We start from the raw sequence: 17289 nt of genomic DNA on the forward strand, positions 1-17289 counted from the left end.
AACTTATATGGTGAAATATTTTAAAAACTATCTTTGCCAAAATTTATATTTCATGTTTACAACAACTGATTTTATTCCTAAAAAATATACTTCTACAATCGAAAACGGAAATTTTGAGTGGAGCGCTCCCAGCAATATTGCACTAGTAAAATATTGGGGAAAGAAAGACAATCAAATTCCGGCAAATCCTTCAGTTAGTTTTACGTTGAATAACTGTAAAACGATTACGAAGTTGGGCTTTACGAAAAAAGACATTTCGACTTCGCTCAATGTGACAAACGATACATTTTCTTTTGATTTACTATTTGAAGGAAAACCAAAAGAAGATTTTAAACCAAAAATTCAGAAATTTCTAGAACGAATTGAAGTTTATCTTCCATTTTTGAAAGAATATCATTTTACAATTGATACGCAAAATACGTTTCCACACAGTTCCGGAATAGCTTCTTCTGCATCAGGAATGGCGGCTTTGGCAATGAATTTCATGAGTTTGGAGAAAGTGCTGAATCCTGAAATGGCAGATGACTACTTCTATCAAAAAGCATCATTTTTAGCACGTTTAGGTTCTGGAAGTGCCTGTAGAAGTGTAAAAGGAAATGTTGTGGTTTGGGGAAATCAGGCAAATATTGAAGGAAGTTCAGATTTATTTGGGGTTGAATTTCCATATGCTATTCATGAGAATTTTAAGAATTATCAGGATACAATTTTATTAGTTGATAAAGGAGAAAAACAAGTCTCGAGTACAGTTGGACATGACTTGATGCACGATCATCCATATGCCGAAAGACGTTTTGCTCAGGCACATGAAAATCTGGATCAGTTAATTGCCATTTTTGAAAGTGGAAATCTGGAAGGATTCATTAAAGTTGTTGAAAGTGAGGCGTTGACCTTGCACGCTATGATGATGACTTCAATGCCGTATTTTATTTTAATGAAACCAAACACTTTGCAAATCATCAATGCGATCTGGAAATTCAGAAATGAAACCCAGATTCCGGTTTGTTTTACGCTTGATGCGGGTGCAAATGTGCATGTACTTTATCCCGAAAACGTTAGCGAAAAAGTATTACAATTTATTAAGGACGAATTAGTTGTATTTTGTCAGAATGGTCAGTACATTTGCGATGAAATTGGAGAAGGATCAATTGCATTATAATTTTCCGTATCTTTAATTAAAATTTAGATTTTTAGACTTTAAATACATTATGAAAGGACCATTATTTTACTCAAAAATATTACTCTTTGGAGAATACGGAATCATTCGTGACTCTAAAGGACTTTCTATTCCTTATAATTTTTACAATGGTGCTTTGAAGAGAATCGAAGATCCTTCGACAGAAGCAATAGCATCAAACGCAAGTTTAAAACGTTTTGCAACTTATCTTGAGACTTTACAGACTGAACAACCGGATTTGGTTGCTTTTGATTTGGCGGCTTTGAAAAATGATGTTGAAACCGGAATGTATTTCGATTCAAGTATTCCACAAGGATACGGAGTTGGAAGCAGTGGTGCTTTGGTTGCTGCGATTTACGATAAATATGCGACTCACAAAATAACAGTTTTAGAGAATTTAACTCGCGAAAAACTGCTACAACTAAAAAATATATTTTCTCAAATGGAGAGTTTTTTCCACGGAAAAAGCTCTGGTTTAGATCCTTTAAACAGTTATTTAAGCATTCCGATTTTAATCAATTCTAAAGATAATATTGAAGCAACCGGAATTCCGACTCAAAGTTTTGACGGAAAAGGCGCTGTTTTTTTATTAGACTCAGGAATTGTAGGTGAAACGGCTCCAATGGTAAACATTTTCATGGAAAACCTAAAAGACAAAGGTTTCCGTGCGATGCTTAAAAACCAATTTGTTAAATATACAGATGCCTGCGTAGAAAACTTTTTGCATGGCGACATGAAATCTTTGTTTACCAATACTAAAAAGCTTTCTAAGGTCGTTTTAAATAACTTCAAACCAATGATTCCGGAGCAATTTCATGGAATCTGGCAACACGGAATTGACACTAACGATTACTACTTAAAACTTTGCGGTTCTGGCGGTGGCGGTTATATTCTTGGTTTTACCGAAGATTTAGAACGCGCTAAAGCTTCTTTAAAAGACTATAAATTAGAAGTAGTTTATCAGTTCTAAAAATTAAGTACTTTTTTTAGATTTTATTGTTTTAGTACAATGATTTTATTGTTTAGTGGTGTAGAAACGAATTAGTAAACATTTCTAAATTGTTAAAATTAACTTTAACTAAAATACAACTTCAGCAAAAAATCTTAAATTACGTCATAATCCCAAACTTAAATTTTAAAATGTTAAGCAGACAGCACAAACTTTTAGTAATGAAAATTGTTAGTTTGTTCTCTGTCGTGAGAGGCTATAACATTCCAATTATTGTTTTAGCACAATATTTATCTGCTATTTTCATCCTGGCTCCAGAGAAAAGAGCACTGGATATTTTGCTTGATTTTAATTTATTTCTAATTGTTTTTGCTTCTGCAATCACTATTGCTTCGGGTTATATTATCAATAATTTTTACGACAGCCAGAAGGATTTAATCAATCGCCCCAATAAATCAATGTTGGACCGGCTGGTAAGTCAGAAAACAAAATTATCCGTTTATTTTACTTTGAATTTCATTGCTGTTTTGATGGCGTTCATTGTTTCCTGGCGTGCTTTTTTATTCTTTTCGGCTTATATTTTTCTGATTTGGTTTTACTCTCATAAAATTAAAAAATATCCAATCGTTGGCAATTTAATGGCTGCATTCATGGCCGTTATACCCTTTTTTGCAATTCTTTTATATTTCTACAACAAGATTTCATTTGAAGAAATTGAAGACCATATGAGTCATTTTATGGTGATTTCAGCACATGCAGTTTTCTTGTTTTTATTATTGCTGATTCGGGAAATGATAAAGGACTTAGAAAACTTAAAAGGCGACTTAGCAAACGATTACAGAACAATTCCGATACTTTATAACGAAACGGTTTCTAAACAAATTATTACGGTTTTGACCATTTTGACTGTACTTCCGGTGTATGTTTTGATCAACGTTTATGATGTTGGCTATATGGACATTTACTTTTATGTCTGTTTTGGAGTGTTGCTTTTTTTCCTGATTTATTTATGGAAATCGAATTCAAAAGAACAATACCTACTGCTTCATAATGTTTTGAAATTCCTGATTGTTTCAGGTGTTTGTTGCATTGTTTTGATTAATCCCAGTGTATTGTGGCACGGGAAAGCTCTTATTTCCAGGTTTTAGTAAATTATTACACAGAGATTCACTGAGAATTCCACAAAGATTCGCAGAGATTTTTTTAAAACTTTGTGTAACTCCTTGTTTAACTTTGTGAATCTCTGCGAAACAGCTTACTTCAAAATCCTCAAAAGAAGTCAATTATGACGCTCCTGAAACGCCTAAAAACAACAGCTATTAATCTAAGAACAATGAACTTAAGATTATTTAGCAAGAATAAACTATCTTTGCACAAATTACAGAATTTATGAACAATAAGGAAGGCAATAATAAAAGAGGTGGTTCGAGACCAAACAGCTCGAAATCAAACTCTAGCAAGCCAAAACCTCCTATGGCGAAGCGTGCGCAAGGGCCAAAAAAAGTGAAGCCGGCTGTTAAAGCTGCTGAAGAAGAAAAAGCAGAAAAAATTAAAAAACAAAATCAGGCTCCGAAAAGACAGAAAGCTGCAGACGAGATTCGTTTGAACAAATACATCTCTAATTCAGGTGTTTGCTCGCGTCGTGATGCCGATATATACATTCAGTCTGGAAACGTTAAAGTAAATGGCGTTCCGGTTACTGAAATGGGTTATTTAGTAAAATTAGACGATGTTGTAAATTTTGACGGCGTTACTCTAACTCCTGAAAAGAAAGAATACATCTTACTGAACAAACCTAAAAACTTTACCACTGCACTTGACGAAGGTCAGGAATATCGTAACGTTTTAGAATTGGTTCGTGGTTCTACCACAGCAAAAATTGCTCCGATTGGAAGAATGGACAAAAACACTACTGGTTTGTTGTTATTCACCAACGATACAGATATGATTCGTAAATTTACTTTACCTAGTCAGAAATCGTCCAAAATTTACCAGGTTTCAATAGACAAAAACTTAAAATTTGAGGATTTAGAAAAAATCAGCAAAGGTTTGGTTCTTGACGGACACCGCGTATTTGTTGAAGAAGTTAGTTATATTGATAATGAGCCAAAGAGCGAAATTGGTCTTAAATTACGTTCATCGAATGTAAAAGTGGTTCGCGCTATTTTCGAAAACTTCGATTATGATGTTTTACGTATAGATCGTGTTTCTTTTGCCGGTTTAACCAAAAAGAATTTACCAAGAGGTAATTGGCGCTTTTTGACCGAACAAGAAATTATCAATTTGAAAAACGTTTAAGAAACGATTCAAATTCAAGAATATAAATCCTGTTTTACTTTTGTAAGATGGGATTTTTTTATTTAGAAACTGAAAAAGTTGTGTCCGAAAAGGGTAAAAATAGATCTTCCCATGGTTTGATTTTTGTCTTCAACTACTTCATGACATGAAAATCCTAAGATAATTTTGATTCCGGGTTGAATGCTGTTTAAAATTTCTCTTTTTTGTTCTTCAAGAAGTAATTTTAAACTGTCTAGTAACTGCAGGTTGTTCTTAAGGTAAGAAACTACTAGTAATGCTGAGAAGTTAAGTATTTCTCTTGCGGTTTCGCTTTTGATTCCGACTTCGTTTGAAATCATTTCAGAAATTCTTCCTTTTTTTTCCGTGAAAATTCCTTTCAATAACGCGTTTCCTTCTAAACGATAACAATCGTCAACTGATAAGATTCTGCCTGATGCAAAATCGACTTCCTGATAAAAGGTGGAATCCTCTGCAATTAATGTGGTAAGTTCTTTGTAAAAACCCGACTCCTCGGCCCTATTATACAATCCCATTAAAACGGTTCCGATCGATACATCGATTCCTTTTATTAAAAGTGCATCATTTTCAAAATAAAACTTGTTCAATTTTGAAACAACATTAGAAGAAATAAAACGTCTAAGTTCAATTTGTAGGTTAGGAGTCATAATTTAATCATTTAAAAATTATTTAAATTAATTCAAAATAATCGATAAAAGGGGCTTTTTTATCGTTTATCAGGATAAAAATATAAAATATTTTAACATTTCCAAAGATTAAGTTAAAAATTTAATGGTGAATTTAACATTTATTTTGGGCAAAAACTTCGTATCACCAATAAACATAACCCTTTCGTTATCAAAATAAAAAGAAAATATTTTTTAAAAAAAGTTAAAGCCTTACATTAAAATTTTAAAAAAATAGGAAAAAACTTAGGGCAATGTTACATAATTAAAATAATAAGTTTCGATATTCCCATGTTATATGTATAAAAATACCTAGAAAAATAATACAAAACATAAAATTAATAAAACTAGAAGCCAGAAAACCAAGCAAAGATCCAGTAGCAGCTTTTAACGCTCTTTTGTGGTTTTTGGAGTCATAAATAAGTTCTCCAATAAGTGCCCCAACAAATGGCCCTATGATAACGCCAAAAGGAATTGGAGAAAGAATCCCTACAATTAAACCAATATTGGTTCCCCAAATTCCGTACGAACTACCGCCAAATTTTTTAGTTCCCTTTGCGGGAATTATGTAATCCAGAACTGTGATTACAATAGTTATTAAAAGAGTTATGCCCAGAACCCAATAATTATTTTCGACAGCCTTTGTTAAGTACAATAATAGCAGTCCAACCCAGCAACTCGATAAACCAGGCAAAACGGGCAGAAAACTACCAAAAATCCCAACAATAATGCATATAAATCCAAGTGTAAACAGTAGTAAATCCATATATTTTTTTGTAAATTTGTCTTCAAGCCGTCAGAAAAATTAGACAATGTTTAGACTTTTAAAATTATTTTTTATTTGTTTTTTGATCTGCCCGATCAATAATATTGCATATGCACAAGTTAAAAAACTATCTGTCGATGATCAATTACTTCAGGACAGTATTTATAAAAGTAATAAGAAAAAAGTATTAAATTTTTCTATGAAGGAATTTGATGCCCTTTTCTTCGAGTATTTTAATCGAAAAAATGATCCAAATATTACTTTAACAAAAACCGAATTTTACAATTATACGGTTCAGATTGCCACTTTTTCAGATCGCTTGGCGCATTTATATCCTGATCAGAAAGAAATTGCCGCGACAAACAAAGAAAAATGGCTCTCAGAAAGCTACGAAGAATATTTGCAATACAAAGCATCTCAAAAAAAATAATCGTATTTTTATAATCTAATTCGTTTACAATCAATATTAAAACCTTGAAGCAGTTTCCTATTTTTTTAGTTTTTATCTTTTTTAATTCTTGTCAATATTTTGAGAAGCAGGTTCCGTCTGAAAAAGAATTACTTCAAAAAGAATTAAAAGCAATTAACTGGAAAGAAGTTGACGAATATCCGTCAGTCGCCGAATGTGAAAAAATAGCCGACAAAAAACTGCGTCAACAATGTTTTTTTGAGGTTATGGGACAACTTATTGAGGCGAAACTAGACATTGACACTTTATCAATTCTTTATCCGGAATTGGACACCATCGAAGTCAAAGTAACCGTTTTTCCAAATGCAACGATGAAATTCGAACCACAGTTTCCTAAAGATTCTGTTGCTTACGATACCATCAAAATTGACAGCATTCTGCACGCCCGTTTAGTCGATTTCCCGAAAGTAAATCCTGCGATCAAACGCGGCATTCCCGTAAAAACGCAATTTATTCTGCCTGTTATTATTAAGGCTAAAGATCAGAAATAAATCATCAGAATTTTAAGGAGCTATTTCCTGCTATCCGCTTGTATCTTTTCCTTGCTAAAGGAGCAAGAAAAAGGATACCGCTGCTATCAGGGCTAGGGCACTCCTTTTCAAAAGACGCTTCGTTTTATTTGTCATCCCGAGGAACGAGGGATCACACTCGGAACTCGACAACGATTGGCAAATTTCTTTTAGAACTTCTACTGTAATCTTTGTCAAGATGACAAGATTGCGTTTATACGTTCTGGAATTTGGAATTTATAAAATTGGGATTTAAACTTTAAATCTTCTTCCCTTCCATTCATAAGAACCAAACAAACTGTACAAGGCCACAGCCGAACTAAAAAAAGGATAAAGTAAACTACTCAAAAACACGCTTTTAATTCGGCTTCTTATCAAGAATTGATTCGAGATGTAAAGCAAAACAAAATCAATCCCAAATTTAAAAAAGGCGAACAAAACAAAAATTGGATACGACCAAATTCCAAACAGTAAAAAGAAAAATCCGATTACAAAACTCAGATTTCCGAAGAAAACAATCAACCCTAAAAACTTCCCGAAAGTGCTTTTATAAGAACTTGTTTTGGCTGCCCAGCGTACTCTTTGATAAAATAACAATTTCCAATTTTCTGCTGGTTTGGTTGTTACAATCGCTTCTTCAGCTTTTAAATAATGAACTTCTTTTGGGAATTTTTCTACTGCTTTTTGCAATAAAAAAACATCATCACCACTGGCAATTTTATTATTTCCGTCAAATCCGTTAAGTTTTTCAAACAAAGATTTTGTATACGCAAAATTAGCTCCATTACACATAAAAGCCTTACTAATTCCAAAACTTCCAATTGTAGCGCCTTGCAGACTCGTTAAATCTAATTGCTGAAAATGATGCAAAAATGAATTTTCACAATTATAAGAAACAGCTCCAGCCAACATCGAAACCTGATTTTCCTGAATATAATTATCGAACGTTAAAAGCCAGTTTGCAGGAACAAGACAATCCGCATCAGTCGTAATTACCCAATTGGTTTTTACGTGCTGCATTGCTGTTGTAATAGCGTCTTTTTTAGGAGAATTTGATGCTCTCATGTTGTCAACTACCGAAACCTGAAACCTGAAACCTGAAACTTGAAATTTTTCCCGAGAACTATCATCAACTAAAATAACTTCAAACAACTCTGCTGGATAATTTAATTTTGAGAAACTATCTAAAAGATTCGGAAGGTTTTCTTCTTCATTTCGAAACGGAACTATAATCGTAAAACTCGTTTTTGGCACTAAAGCTGCCTTTTGATATTTTTTTATTCGGCTAAAGCCAAAAATCAACATACTTATACTGATAGAATAAATTAGCAATATGGAAAATAAAACCAAAATCATTCTATCGTTTTTGTTTTAAAATTCAGCACATAATAACTTCCCCAAACCACTGGTAACACCACATTTAAAAACCACATTAATGTACTTATAAAAACCACAATCCATTCGTTTACATGTAATATTCCGAAGAAATAAACCGCAACACTTCCTTTCACGGCAAAATCTAAAAACTGAAAAGTTGGTAGTGAAGATGCCAAAAAGTAAACAACAGCAATGGTTGAAATCAAAGTCCAATAAGGCAAATTGACGTCAAAAACTAAAAATAAAAAGTAATATTGATGTGAGAAAACCAAATAACGCAAGATTCCTAACAGTATATTTTTCCGATGAATTGGTTTCGGAATCTCATTAATTTTCTGAATCAGTTTTTCGATGGAATAACCTTTGATTTTTATACTTTTTAAGAAAATAGAAAATAGAAGAAAGAAAATAGATATTGCGATTATTATTAGAACCCATTTCCAGTAGCCTAGAAAAAGTAAACCGATTGTTCCGAAAATCACTGTCAAAATCATCTGGATTCCGTTGCAGATTAAATTCAGAAAAATGACATTTTTAGCTTCAGATTTCGGGTAATACAACGCTTTTCCGGCATACTCTCCTACTCCATTTGGAGTGAAAATTCCGGCAGTTAATGCGGCTAAAACTTGTTTTGTCGCTTCTCCTAAAGAAATCTGATGAATAACTTTTGCCAGATTCTGCCATTTTAAAATCTCGAAATACCGATTCAAAACACTCAAAAGCAATATAAATCCAATTCCTAAAACCGATTGATTTTTACGAAACAATACAATGAACTTTTGCCAATCGAGTTTATCGTTGTTTGCCAACTGATTGTAAATAAAATAAAATGCACCGCCTACAATCAAAAGTTTGATCAGAAGAACTAGGAATTGCTTAGCTTTGTGAGGAATTGAAATCATGCCGCAAAAGTAATCAATTTGAAAAGGTGGCAATGAGAATGTGCCAATTAGAAAATTAGAAAATGAGTCAATTTTCTAGAGCTGAAACTTGAAACCTGAAACTTGAAACAAAAAACTCCTTGACAAAAGAACGCATCATATTAGGAATCGACCCAGGAACCACAATCATGGGTTTTGGATTGATAAAAGTCACCAATAAAAAAATGGAGTTTTTGCAGTTGAACGAACTGCAATTGTCCAAATATGACAATCATTACCAAAAACTAAAAATCATTTTTGAGCGTACCATCGAATTAATCGAAACGCATCATCCAGACGAAATTGCGATTGAAGCGCCTTTCTTCGGAAAGAATGTTCAATCGATGCTAAAGTTAGGACGTGCGCAAGGCGTTGCCATGGCTGCGGGACTTTCAAGAGATATTCCGATTACAGAATACGAACCAAAAAAGATAAAAATGGCCATTACCGGAAATGGAAATGCCAGCAAAGAACAAGTTGCCAAAATGCTACAACAGCTTTTAGGTTTAAAAGAATTACCAAAAAATCTCGATTCAACCGATGGTTTGGCAGCAGCCGTTTGTCATTTCTTTAATTCCGGAAAAATTGTAGCCGGGAAAAGTTATTCGGGTTGGGATGCTTTTGTGAAACAAAATGAAGACAAAGTGAGGAAGTAGTATTCAGTGGTCAGATTTATAGTGATCAGTTATTAGCTATAAAAGAATTTTTTATGTATAATTTTCTTACAAAACAATCGTTATGAATAAAAAACATAATGAAATTTCAAGATTTACTGGCTTACAAAAAGTCTTTTTCTTTAGCAATGAAGATATTTAATATTACAAAACAGTTTCCGAAAGAGGAAACCTATTCATTAACAGATCAAATTAGACGTTCATCCAGAAGTGTTCCAGTTACTATCGCTGAAGCTTACAGAAAACGTATTTATCCGAAACATTTTTATAGTAAATTAACTGACTCTGATGGTGAAAATTCTGAAACACAAGTTTGGCTGGAATTCGCCCTTAATTGTAAATATATCTCAAACGAATCGTATAATCAACTTTTATCCGAAAGTATTGAAATAGGCAAATTATTAAACTATATGCTACTAAACCCAGAGAAGTTTGGAGTCAGAAAGGAGTAATCAGTGATCCGTTTTTAGTTATTGCTATAATCTGAATACTAAAAAACTGAACACTGAACACTAAAATCTGAACACTAAAAACCTGAACACTGAATACTAAAATGAGCGGTATCTACATTCATATCCCTTTTTGCAAACAGGCTTGCCATTATTGCGATTTTCATTTTTCAACTTCGATGAAGAAGAAAGATGAAATGGTTTTGGCTTTGGCCAAAGAAATCGGCATGCGTAAAAATGAGTTTGAACTTCTCGACTCCGCTCGAAGTGACAATCAAATTGAAACCATATATTTTGGCGGCGGAACTCCTTCTGTATTGTCAAACGAAGAAATAAACTTTCTAATCTCAGAAGTTTACAAAAACTATAAAGTCTCAGAAAATCCGGAAATTACGTTGGAAGCCAATCCGGATGATTTGTCTTCTGAGCGTATTTTAGCATTATCCAAAAGTCCGATAAACCGTTTGAGTATCGGGATTCAGTCTTTTTATGAAGACGATTTGAAAATGATGAATCGTGCGCATAATTCAGCGGAAGCCAAAAAATGTTTAGAAGAAGCTGTCAAATATTTTGATAATATTTCGTTGGATTTGATTTACGGAATTCCAGGATTAACCGATGAAATGTGGAAGCAAAATATTGAAACCGCTTTAAGTTTTGGTGTTCCGCATATTTCGAGTTATGCTTTGACAGTTGAACCGAAAACAGCCTTGAGAAAACTAATTGATACCGGAAAAATTGCTGAACCACAAGACGAAGTCGCTTCGAATCATTTTATGATTTTGGTCGACACCCTTCAAAAAAATGGTTTTATACATTACGAATTATCGAATTTTGGGAAAGAGAATTATTTCTCCCGAAACAATTCGGCGTACTGGTTAGGAAAAAAATATATCGGAATCGGTCCTTCTGCACACAGTTATGACGGCGAAAAAAGAGGCTGGAATGTGGCGAATAATTCACTTTACTTGAAATCGATTCAGGAAAATATTTTACCGATTGAAACTGAAATCCTCTCAAAATCGGATCGTTATAACGAATATATTATGACGGGATTGCGAACGATTTGGGGCGTTTCCTTAGAACGAATTGAAAAGGAATTTGGTTTGGAATATTTGGATTATCTACAAAAACAAAGTCAGAAATTCTTAAACGATGATTTACTTTCAATCGAAAATAACATTCTAAAACCAACTGCAAAAGGAAAATTCTTAACGGATGGAATTGCTTCAGATTTATTTTATTTAAATTTGGAAGAATAGCTTAACCGCAAGGTGCGCTAAGTGTTTACGCAAAGGTCGCAAAGCTTTTTATATATAAGAATAATCTTATATTTATAAATTTAATTGTATTTTTACAAACATTAAAAATATAATTAAAGGTTACTTTATGTCAGAGAATGAATTATCAAGAATCGTTTTTGATTGTGCTTTAAAAGTCCATCAAACTTTAGGCCCGGGACTTTTAGAAAGCGCTTATGAAGAATGCCTCTATTTTGAATTGAAGAAGACAGGTTTAAGAATTGAAAAACAAAAACCATTACCATTAATTTACGAAGAAATAAAACTAGAAATTGGCTATCGATTAGATATTATAGTTGAAAATAAATTAATTTTGGAAATAAAATCAGTTGATGCTTTAAATGAAATTCATTTTGCTCAACTGTTGACCTATTTAAAATTAACAGATTGCAAATTAGGTTTATTGCTAAATTTTAATGTCATTTTAATAAAAAACGGGATTAAGAGAGTTGTAAATAAACTATAGATTCTAAATTTAGAAGCAAAAAATAAATCTTGCGAACCTTGCGTAAACCCTTAGCGACCCTTGCGGTTAAATAATCATGCTAGCAAAAATCAACAACTTCGAAATCGACTTATCAAAACCCATTGATATTTCTATTCCGTTAACCAATACAGACGAAAATCCAATTGCCTGGTACATCGAAAAACCGGTTATTGAACCCGTTGTTTTTGGCGATTGGATTGGTAAAGTTTCGGACGGGAAATCATCGACTAACTTCAATAATATTTTCTTTAATCCGCACGGACATGGTACGCATACGGAATGTCTGGGCCATATTACAAATGATTTTTACAGCATCAATCAGGCTTTAAAGCGATTTTTCTTTTTTGCTAAATTGATTACAATTGAACCTGAAAAGATTGGAGAGGATTTCGTTATTACAAAAGATCAAATTTCGGCTTCTTTAAATGGAACAAAAACAGAAGCCATTATTATCAGAACTCTTCCAAATCAAAAGGAGAAAAAATCAAGAAAATATTCCAATACAAATCCGCCTTATTTATCTGAGGAAGCGGCGATTTTCATCCGCGAAAGCGAAATTCAGCATTTACTGATCGATTTGCCAAGTGTTGACAAAGAGCATGACGAAGGAAAATTATTGGCTCATAAAGCGTTTTGGAATGTCAAAGACACACATCAATTAAATACCGACGCACAATTCAATGCAACGATTACAGAAATGATATTTGTTCCGGACGAAATTCAGGATGGAAATTACGTTTTAAACCTACAAATCGCCTCTTTTGAAAACGATGCAAGTCCGAGCAAACCTATTTTATATTCTATAGTAAATTATTGATTATTAATTACTAGTTTTATATTAGTACTAATTAAGTAACTATTTTTGAATTGAAAACAGCTACAAAACAAATCGCAAATCAGACCAATCAGTATACGCTTATATGTATTTTTCTGACGATTTTTTTCCTGAATTTCTCCTCACTTTATAGCCAAAATGAGAAACCTCTAGATACAGCTAATTTTATTTATTATCCGGATAAAATAATGATCAGAGCAAATTTGAGCACCCAAAGCGACAATTATTTGCTCAATAATAAAAAGGGATCAAATCTGGATTTGGAAACCAATAATAGCTACAAACTATTTCTAAGTGTCGATTATAAATTCATCGGTTTCAGTTACGGATTTTACCCGAAGTTTTTTGGCGGAAATAAAGACGAAGACCTCAAAGGAAAATCTACTTTCTCAGATTATAACTTTCGTTTCTTTTTAGGAAGATGGCTTCAAACCGTAAATTACAGCAAAACAAAAGGCTATTATGTTGCCAACATGTCTGAGTTTGATCCAACCTGGATTGAAGGAAAAGATCCTTATATTCAATTTCCGGATTTTAAAACCTTGCAATTAGGAATGTCGACTTCTTATCTTTTTAATCCTAAATTCTCTCTTAAAAGCATTACCTCATTTACAGAATGGCAAAAAAAGAGCGCCGGAAGTTTTCTTCCGTCGTTGATTTATAGTTACAACACGATCCGATCTAAATCAGATGATCTCGATGGCAAACAAAAAGAGTTTGACCTTAAGCTTGCCGCGGGATATTATTACAATTTTATTATCCATAAAAATTTTTATATCGCTCCCAATTTATCTCCATCCATTGGAGTAAAATTCATGAAGGATAAAAGTAAAGATGCCGGAGTTGAAACGATAGAGAAAGAAACCTATTTCACCAGAAATTTAGATGGAGGCTTAAAGATGGGATATAATTCGGATCGAATACTTTTTGGCGCCAGTTTAAATTTCAGCGTCAGTTCTTATAATGAAGACAAAAACAATAGGATTAGTAATGATAAAGTTTACGGATTATTGTATTTTGGTTACCGATTTGATGCACCGGGTTTTATTGCAAAACCCGTTGAAAAAATTGACAATAAAATTAAAATGTAATACAAAGTTGCTAAGGTTCTAAGATTCTGAGAAGCTAAGTCCTCTTAGTATCTTAGCAACTCAGAAACTATTCAAAAAACATGAATCAAATTACCGTTTCGACTGATAAAACCAAACTTGATGTTCCCTTCATACAAAACTTCCTAAAAGACATTTATTGGGCCGCCGGAAGAACGATTGAAGAGGTGCAGACTACCATTGATGCTTCGGTTTGTTTCGGAATTTATCTTGACGACAAACAAATTGGTTTCGCACGCGTAATTACAGATTATGTGGTTTTTGGATATGTAATGGACGTTTTTATGACTGAGGAACATCGTGGTAAAGGCTACTCATCTATTTTAATTGAAAACATGATGAACGAATCCATTTTAAAAAACATTCAAATTTGGAGATTGGCCACAACCGATGCCCATTTTTTATATGAGAAATTTGGTTTTAAAGCTTTGGAACATCCCGAAAAAATGATGGAAAAGAAATTATGAAAACAATAATCAAACTTGAAGAATTAGGATTATTTATCCTCGGAATTTATTTATTTAGCCTTTTAAATTTTGAATGGTGGTGGTTTTTAATTTTAATCTTAGCTCCAGATTTATCAATGTTTGGTTATGTCTTTGGAAATAAGAGCGGAGCATTTTTCTACAATATATTTCATCATCGTGGAATCGCGATTTTAGTTTATATTTTAGGTTACTATTTAAAACTTGAACTTTTACAATTGATTGGAATTATTTTATTTTCACATTCAGCAATGGATCGGATATTTGGTTACGGTTTAAAATATGAAAGTGGTTTTAAGTACACACATTTAGGTGAAATTGGTAAATAATAAAGATTATGAATCTAGAAACATACTACGAATATTGTCTTTCGAAAAAAGGTGTCAGCGAACATTTTCCTTTTGATGAAGACACATTGGTTTTTAAAGTGGGCGGAAAAATGTTTGCTTTATCTTCCCTATCGCAATGGGAAAAGAACGAACCATCGGTCAATTTAAAATGTGATCCTGAACGTGCCCAGGAACTACGAGCCGAATATGATGAGATAAAACCAGGTTTTCATATGAGCAAAGTACACTGGAATACTATTGCGCTGAATAGCAGTTTGTCGACAGCTTTTATAAAAGAACTCATCGATCATTCGTATGAATTGGTTTTCAAAAGTTTGACAAAGAAAATTCAGAACGAAATTATCGAATTAGAAAATTAGGCATTACATTTGCAACGTCAATCAAAAACTTAGCAACTCAGTTACTTAGCAATTTATCAAACATGAAAGAACAATTTAAAAAATTTCTAAACGAAGAACAAGATCCAAAAGCGATTGAAAAAATCACTTCAAAACTCAATGATTTATTGATGAAAGGTGAAGAAGTTGGATATATCGCGGTTCAAAAAAAACCAGCAATTACTGTTTTTCCAGATAGTATTGTATTAACAAACAAAAGAATTATTATCTGCAAACCTAAAAACTTAGGTCTTTCAATGGACTTTACAGATTACACCTGGGATGAAATCGTGGGTACTTTTGTAAAAGAAAATATTTTAGGTTCAGAGTTTTCTTTTTCTACAAAAACTGATATTCAGGCTTCTATCGATTATATTCCGAAAATTCAGGCCAGAAAGATTTTCACTTACGCCAAAGAACAATTGGACATCTTGAAAAACCCAGTTATAACTGCAACACCTATTCAGGAAGTTGTTGAACCAGAATATGAAGAGGAAGAAGAAGCAGTTGAAGAAGTTGAAACAGAAGAGGTGACCAATTATGCTGAAATTATGCCAGCTACAACGCCTTCTTACACAGAAACTTTTGAGCCAATTCAGCCAGCACAACCTTCAGGAGAACGCAAATTAAGTGAATTATCTAAAGAAGAGCTTTTTGATAAATTACAGAATTATAAAAAACTTCTTGATAACGGATTGATCATGCAAGGTGAATATGATGCTTATAAAAAAGACATTTTGAGTTATATGTAATAAGGCTTAACCGCAAGGTTCGCAAAGATTTTACGCAAAGTACACAAGGAAAAGCAAAAAAAACCATCAGCTGGGCTGATGGTTTTCTTTTTATATAACTTTGCGAACCTTGCGTAAAATCTTTGCGAACTTTGCGGTTAAATTTTAAAGTGTAGCTTTCTGTTTTTCTACAAAACTATTGGATTGCAGTTCTAATAATTCCTTTGCATTTTTACGTTGCAGATCGTACAGGCTTTTATCCTCTGCAATATCAGCATAAACTCTGTCATGCATTTCAGCGCTCGTTTTAATCAGCAATTCGCGTTGGTATTTGTTTTGCTCTAACGTCGCTTTCATAGCCGTTTCTGCTTCTTCCTGTTTGATGTCAAATTCACCTTTTGGTGCTAATAATTTGGCAATAATTGGAGAAGTTTCGATTGCTAAAAATAAAAGCATTATAAAGAATGATGGCATCCATGGCAATTTATTCAACGCATTTATACGTGCCATTAAACCATCAAAACCTTCAATAATAGGTTGCGTTTGCGAAACTTTTTTATCTAAATCAGCTTGTAATTGTTTGCCTGTTTTTTCCTTCTCAGCAATTTTAGCTTCGTTGATTGTTTTTAATTCAGCAAATTCTTTTAAAGAGGCGTCGTGTTTCTCGCGTTTCTCTTTATAAACAGGGCCTTTCCCTAATTTTTTAGTTCCGGCAGTTCCTTCAGCTTCTGTAATGTAAGTGGAATATAAAGCGTTTACTTCTTTTTCTTTCTTTACAATATCTGCTTTTAAAGAAGCAATTTCTGATTTGTTTTTATCTAAATCTGATTTGAAATAATTTCCAACTTGTTTTTTATTGGCCAATTCCATTTCGTTTTTTTCCTTCAATAAAACAGTATTGATTTCTTTTTCGAAGATTTTAATTTCCAATGGTTTCGAAATTACGATTGCAATAATAATAGCCAATATAATTCGGGGAGTCGCTTGCAGAAATTCATCCATGAAACGATCTCTTTTTTTGATAGTCGAAACAATAAATCGGTCTAAATTGAAGATCAGTAAACTCCAGACAAATCCAAAAATAAGGGCGGGATAAATTGAATCAAAAACAGTAAAAAGTGCATAAGCACTGGCAAGGAAAGCCATAACTGCGGTAAAAAAAACGGTGGCCCCAATACCAACATATTTGGTTTGTTCGCCTTCTGAACAGCCTTCGAGCAGATCTCTGTCGGCGCCAGAACAAAGGATAAAAAATTGTTTTAACATGATTGATGATTTTTGATTGATTGATAGGGCAAATTTAGCGCCAAAAATTTAATTCTGAGGTAAATAGTTGATTTGTTTTT

21 protein-coding genes are annotated in these 17289 nt (G+C 33.1%); 16 read left to right on the forward strand and 5 right to left on the reverse strand.

Translation table 11 applies throughout. From position 1 onward, the window contains the following. The first annotated feature begins 52 nt into the window (after window positions 1-52). From AC6CH4_RS03185 to AC6CH4_RS03200, 4 genes are all read left to right on the forward strand, one after another. The gene (locus AC6CH4_RS03185) at window positions 53-1156 is read left to right on the forward strand and encodes a diphosphomevalonate decarboxylase (protein WP_498100084.1); all 1104 of its coding nucleotides are present in this window, start codon (window positions 53-55) and stop codon (window positions 1154-1156) included. A 49-nt stretch (window positions 1157-1205) separates the two neighbouring features. Beyond that, the gene (locus tag AC6CH4_RS03190; RefSeq protein WP_498100086.1) at window positions 1206-2144 is read left to right on the forward strand and encodes a mevalonate kinase family protein; all 939 of its coding nucleotides are present in this window, start codon (window positions 1206-1208) and stop codon (window positions 2142-2144) included. Window positions 2145-2314: 170 nt separating this feature from the next. Further along, window positions 2315-3271, forward strand: coding sequence for a geranylgeranylglycerol-phosphate geranylgeranyltransferase (locus AC6CH4_RS03195; protein ID WP_498100088.1), 957 nt, complete (start codon window positions 2315-2317; stop codon window positions 3269-3271). A 241-nt stretch (window positions 3272-3512) separates the two neighbouring features. Beyond that, window positions 3513-4421, forward strand: coding sequence for a pseudouridine synthase (locus tag AC6CH4_RS03200; RefSeq protein WP_498100090.1), 909 nt, complete (start codon window positions 3513-3515; stop codon window positions 4419-4421). A gap of 62 nt (window positions 4422-4483) precedes the next feature. On the opposite strand, the gene AC6CH4_RS03205 is transcribed toward AC6CH4_RS03200, so the two are convergent. After that, window positions 4484-5086 (reverse strand): DUF937 domain-containing protein, encoded by a 603-nt coding sequence (locus AC6CH4_RS03205; protein ID WP_498100092.1) that lies wholly within the window; start codon window positions 5084-5086, stop codon window positions 4484-4486. 283 nt (window positions 5087-5369) lie between these two features. Then, window positions 5370-5870 carry a DUF456 domain-containing protein gene (locus tag AC6CH4_RS03210; RefSeq protein ID WP_498100094.1) on the reverse strand — a complete coding sequence of 167 codons (501 nt, stop codon included), beginning with the start codon at window positions 5868-5870 and terminating at the stop codon, window positions 5370-5372. Between the two features lie 46 nt (window positions 5871-5916). Here AC6CH4_RS03210 and AC6CH4_RS03215 point away from each other — a divergent pair, with 46 nt between their 5' ends. After that, window positions 5917-6300 (forward strand): hypothetical protein, encoded by a 384-nt coding sequence (locus tag AC6CH4_RS03215; RefSeq protein WP_498100096.1) that lies wholly within the window; start codon window positions 5917-5919, stop codon window positions 6298-6300. Window positions 6301-6344: 44 nt separating this feature from the next. After that, the gene (locus tag AC6CH4_RS03220; RefSeq protein ID WP_498100098.1) at window positions 6345-6830 is read left to right on the forward strand and encodes a hypothetical protein; all 486 of its coding nucleotides are present in this window, start codon (window positions 6345-6347) and stop codon (window positions 6828-6830) included. A gap of 270 nt (window positions 6831-7100) precedes the next feature. Here the strand turns inward: AC6CH4_RS03220 and AC6CH4_RS03225 are convergent, their stop codons facing one another. Together AC6CH4_RS03225 and AC6CH4_RS03230 are read right to left on the reverse strand one after the other, a co-directional pair. Then, window positions 7101-8204 carry a glycosyltransferase family 2 protein gene (locus AC6CH4_RS03225; RefSeq protein ID WP_498100100.1) on the reverse strand — a complete coding sequence of 368 codons (1104 nt, stop codon included), beginning with the start codon at window positions 8202-8204 and terminating at the stop codon, window positions 7101-7103. Then, window positions 8201-9127, reverse strand: coding sequence for a hypothetical protein (locus tag AC6CH4_RS03230; RefSeq protein ID WP_498100102.1), 927 nt, complete (start codon window positions 9125-9127; stop codon window positions 8201-8203). The genes AC6CH4_RS03225 and AC6CH4_RS03230 overlap by 4 nt, the downstream gene beginning before the upstream one ends. 119 nt (window positions 9128-9246) lie before the next feature. Here AC6CH4_RS03230 and ruvC point away from each other — a divergent pair, with 119 nt between their 5' ends. The 10 genes from ruvC to AC6CH4_RS03280 all read left to right on the forward strand — a co-directional run bounded on the left by ruvC (window position 9247) and on the right by AC6CH4_RS03280 (window position 15964). Continuing rightward, window positions 9247-9801: a crossover junction endodeoxyribonuclease RuvC gene (gene ruvC / locus AC6CH4_RS03235; RefSeq protein ID WP_007804801.1), complete on the forward strand. Its 555-nt coding sequence runs from the start codon at window positions 9247-9249 to the stop codon at window positions 9799-9801. A 98-nt stretch (window positions 9802-9899) separates the two neighbouring features. Then, the gene (locus tag AC6CH4_RS03240; RefSeq protein WP_498100104.1) at window positions 9900-10271 is read left to right on the forward strand and encodes a four helix bundle protein; all 372 of its coding nucleotides are present in this window, start codon (window positions 9900-9902) and stop codon (window positions 10269-10271) included. A 101-nt stretch (window positions 10272-10372) separates the two neighbouring features. After that, a complete protein-coding gene (gene hemW, locus AC6CH4_RS03245) occupies window positions 10373-11530 on the forward strand; it encodes a radical SAM family heme chaperone HemW (RefSeq protein WP_498100106.1) in 1158 nt (385 codons plus the stop codon). 127 nt (window positions 11531-11657) lie between these two features. Continuing rightward, window positions 11658-12035: a GxxExxY protein gene (locus tag AC6CH4_RS03250; RefSeq protein WP_498100108.1), complete on the forward strand. Its 378-nt coding sequence runs from the start codon at window positions 11658-11660 to the stop codon at window positions 12033-12035. A gap of 76 nt (window positions 12036-12111) precedes the next feature. Continuing rightward, complete coding sequence (locus tag AC6CH4_RS03255; RefSeq protein ID WP_498100110.1) at window positions 12112-12873, forward strand: cyclase family protein; 762 nt, start codon at window positions 12112-12114, stop codon at window positions 12871-12873. Window positions 12874-12923: 50 nt separating this feature from the next. Then, window positions 12924-13982 (forward strand): DUF4421 family protein, encoded by a 1059-nt coding sequence (locus AC6CH4_RS03260; protein WP_498100112.1) that lies wholly within the window; start codon window positions 12924-12926, stop codon window positions 13980-13982. An 80-nt stretch (window positions 13983-14062) separates the two neighbouring features. Next, window positions 14063-14467 carry a GNAT family N-acetyltransferase gene (locus tag AC6CH4_RS03265; protein WP_498100114.1) on the forward strand — a complete coding sequence of 135 codons (405 nt, stop codon included), beginning with the start codon at window positions 14063-14065 and terminating at the stop codon, window positions 14465-14467. Next, window positions 14464-14814 (forward strand): DUF4260 domain-containing protein, encoded by a 351-nt coding sequence (locus AC6CH4_RS03270; protein WP_498100116.1) that lies wholly within the window; start codon window positions 14464-14466, stop codon window positions 14812-14814. Before AC6CH4_RS03265 ends, AC6CH4_RS03270 begins: the two co-directional genes overlap by 4 nt. Window positions 14815-14822: 8 nt before the next feature. Beyond that, the gene (locus AC6CH4_RS03275) at window positions 14823-15194 is read left to right on the forward strand and encodes an MmcQ/YjbR family DNA-binding protein (protein WP_498100118.1); all 372 of its coding nucleotides are present in this window, start codon (window positions 14823-14825) and stop codon (window positions 15192-15194) included. 62 nt (window positions 15195-15256) lie between these two features. Then, window positions 15257-15964, forward strand: a complete 708-nt coding sequence (locus AC6CH4_RS03280) for a PH domain-containing protein (protein ID WP_498100120.1) — start codon at window positions 15257-15259, stop codon at window positions 15962-15964. A gap of 144 nt (window positions 15965-16108) precedes the next feature. On the opposite strand, the gene AC6CH4_RS03285 is transcribed toward AC6CH4_RS03280, so the two are convergent. Further along, on the reverse strand, window positions 16109-17209 hold the full coding sequence (locus AC6CH4_RS03285) for a DUF4407 domain-containing protein (protein WP_498100122.1): 1101 nt from the start codon (window positions 17207-17209) through the stop codon (window positions 16109-16111). Between the last annotated feature and the right edge of the window lie 80 nt (window positions 17210-17289).

This window comes from Flavobacterium sp. GQ95 (assembly GCF_059758655.1).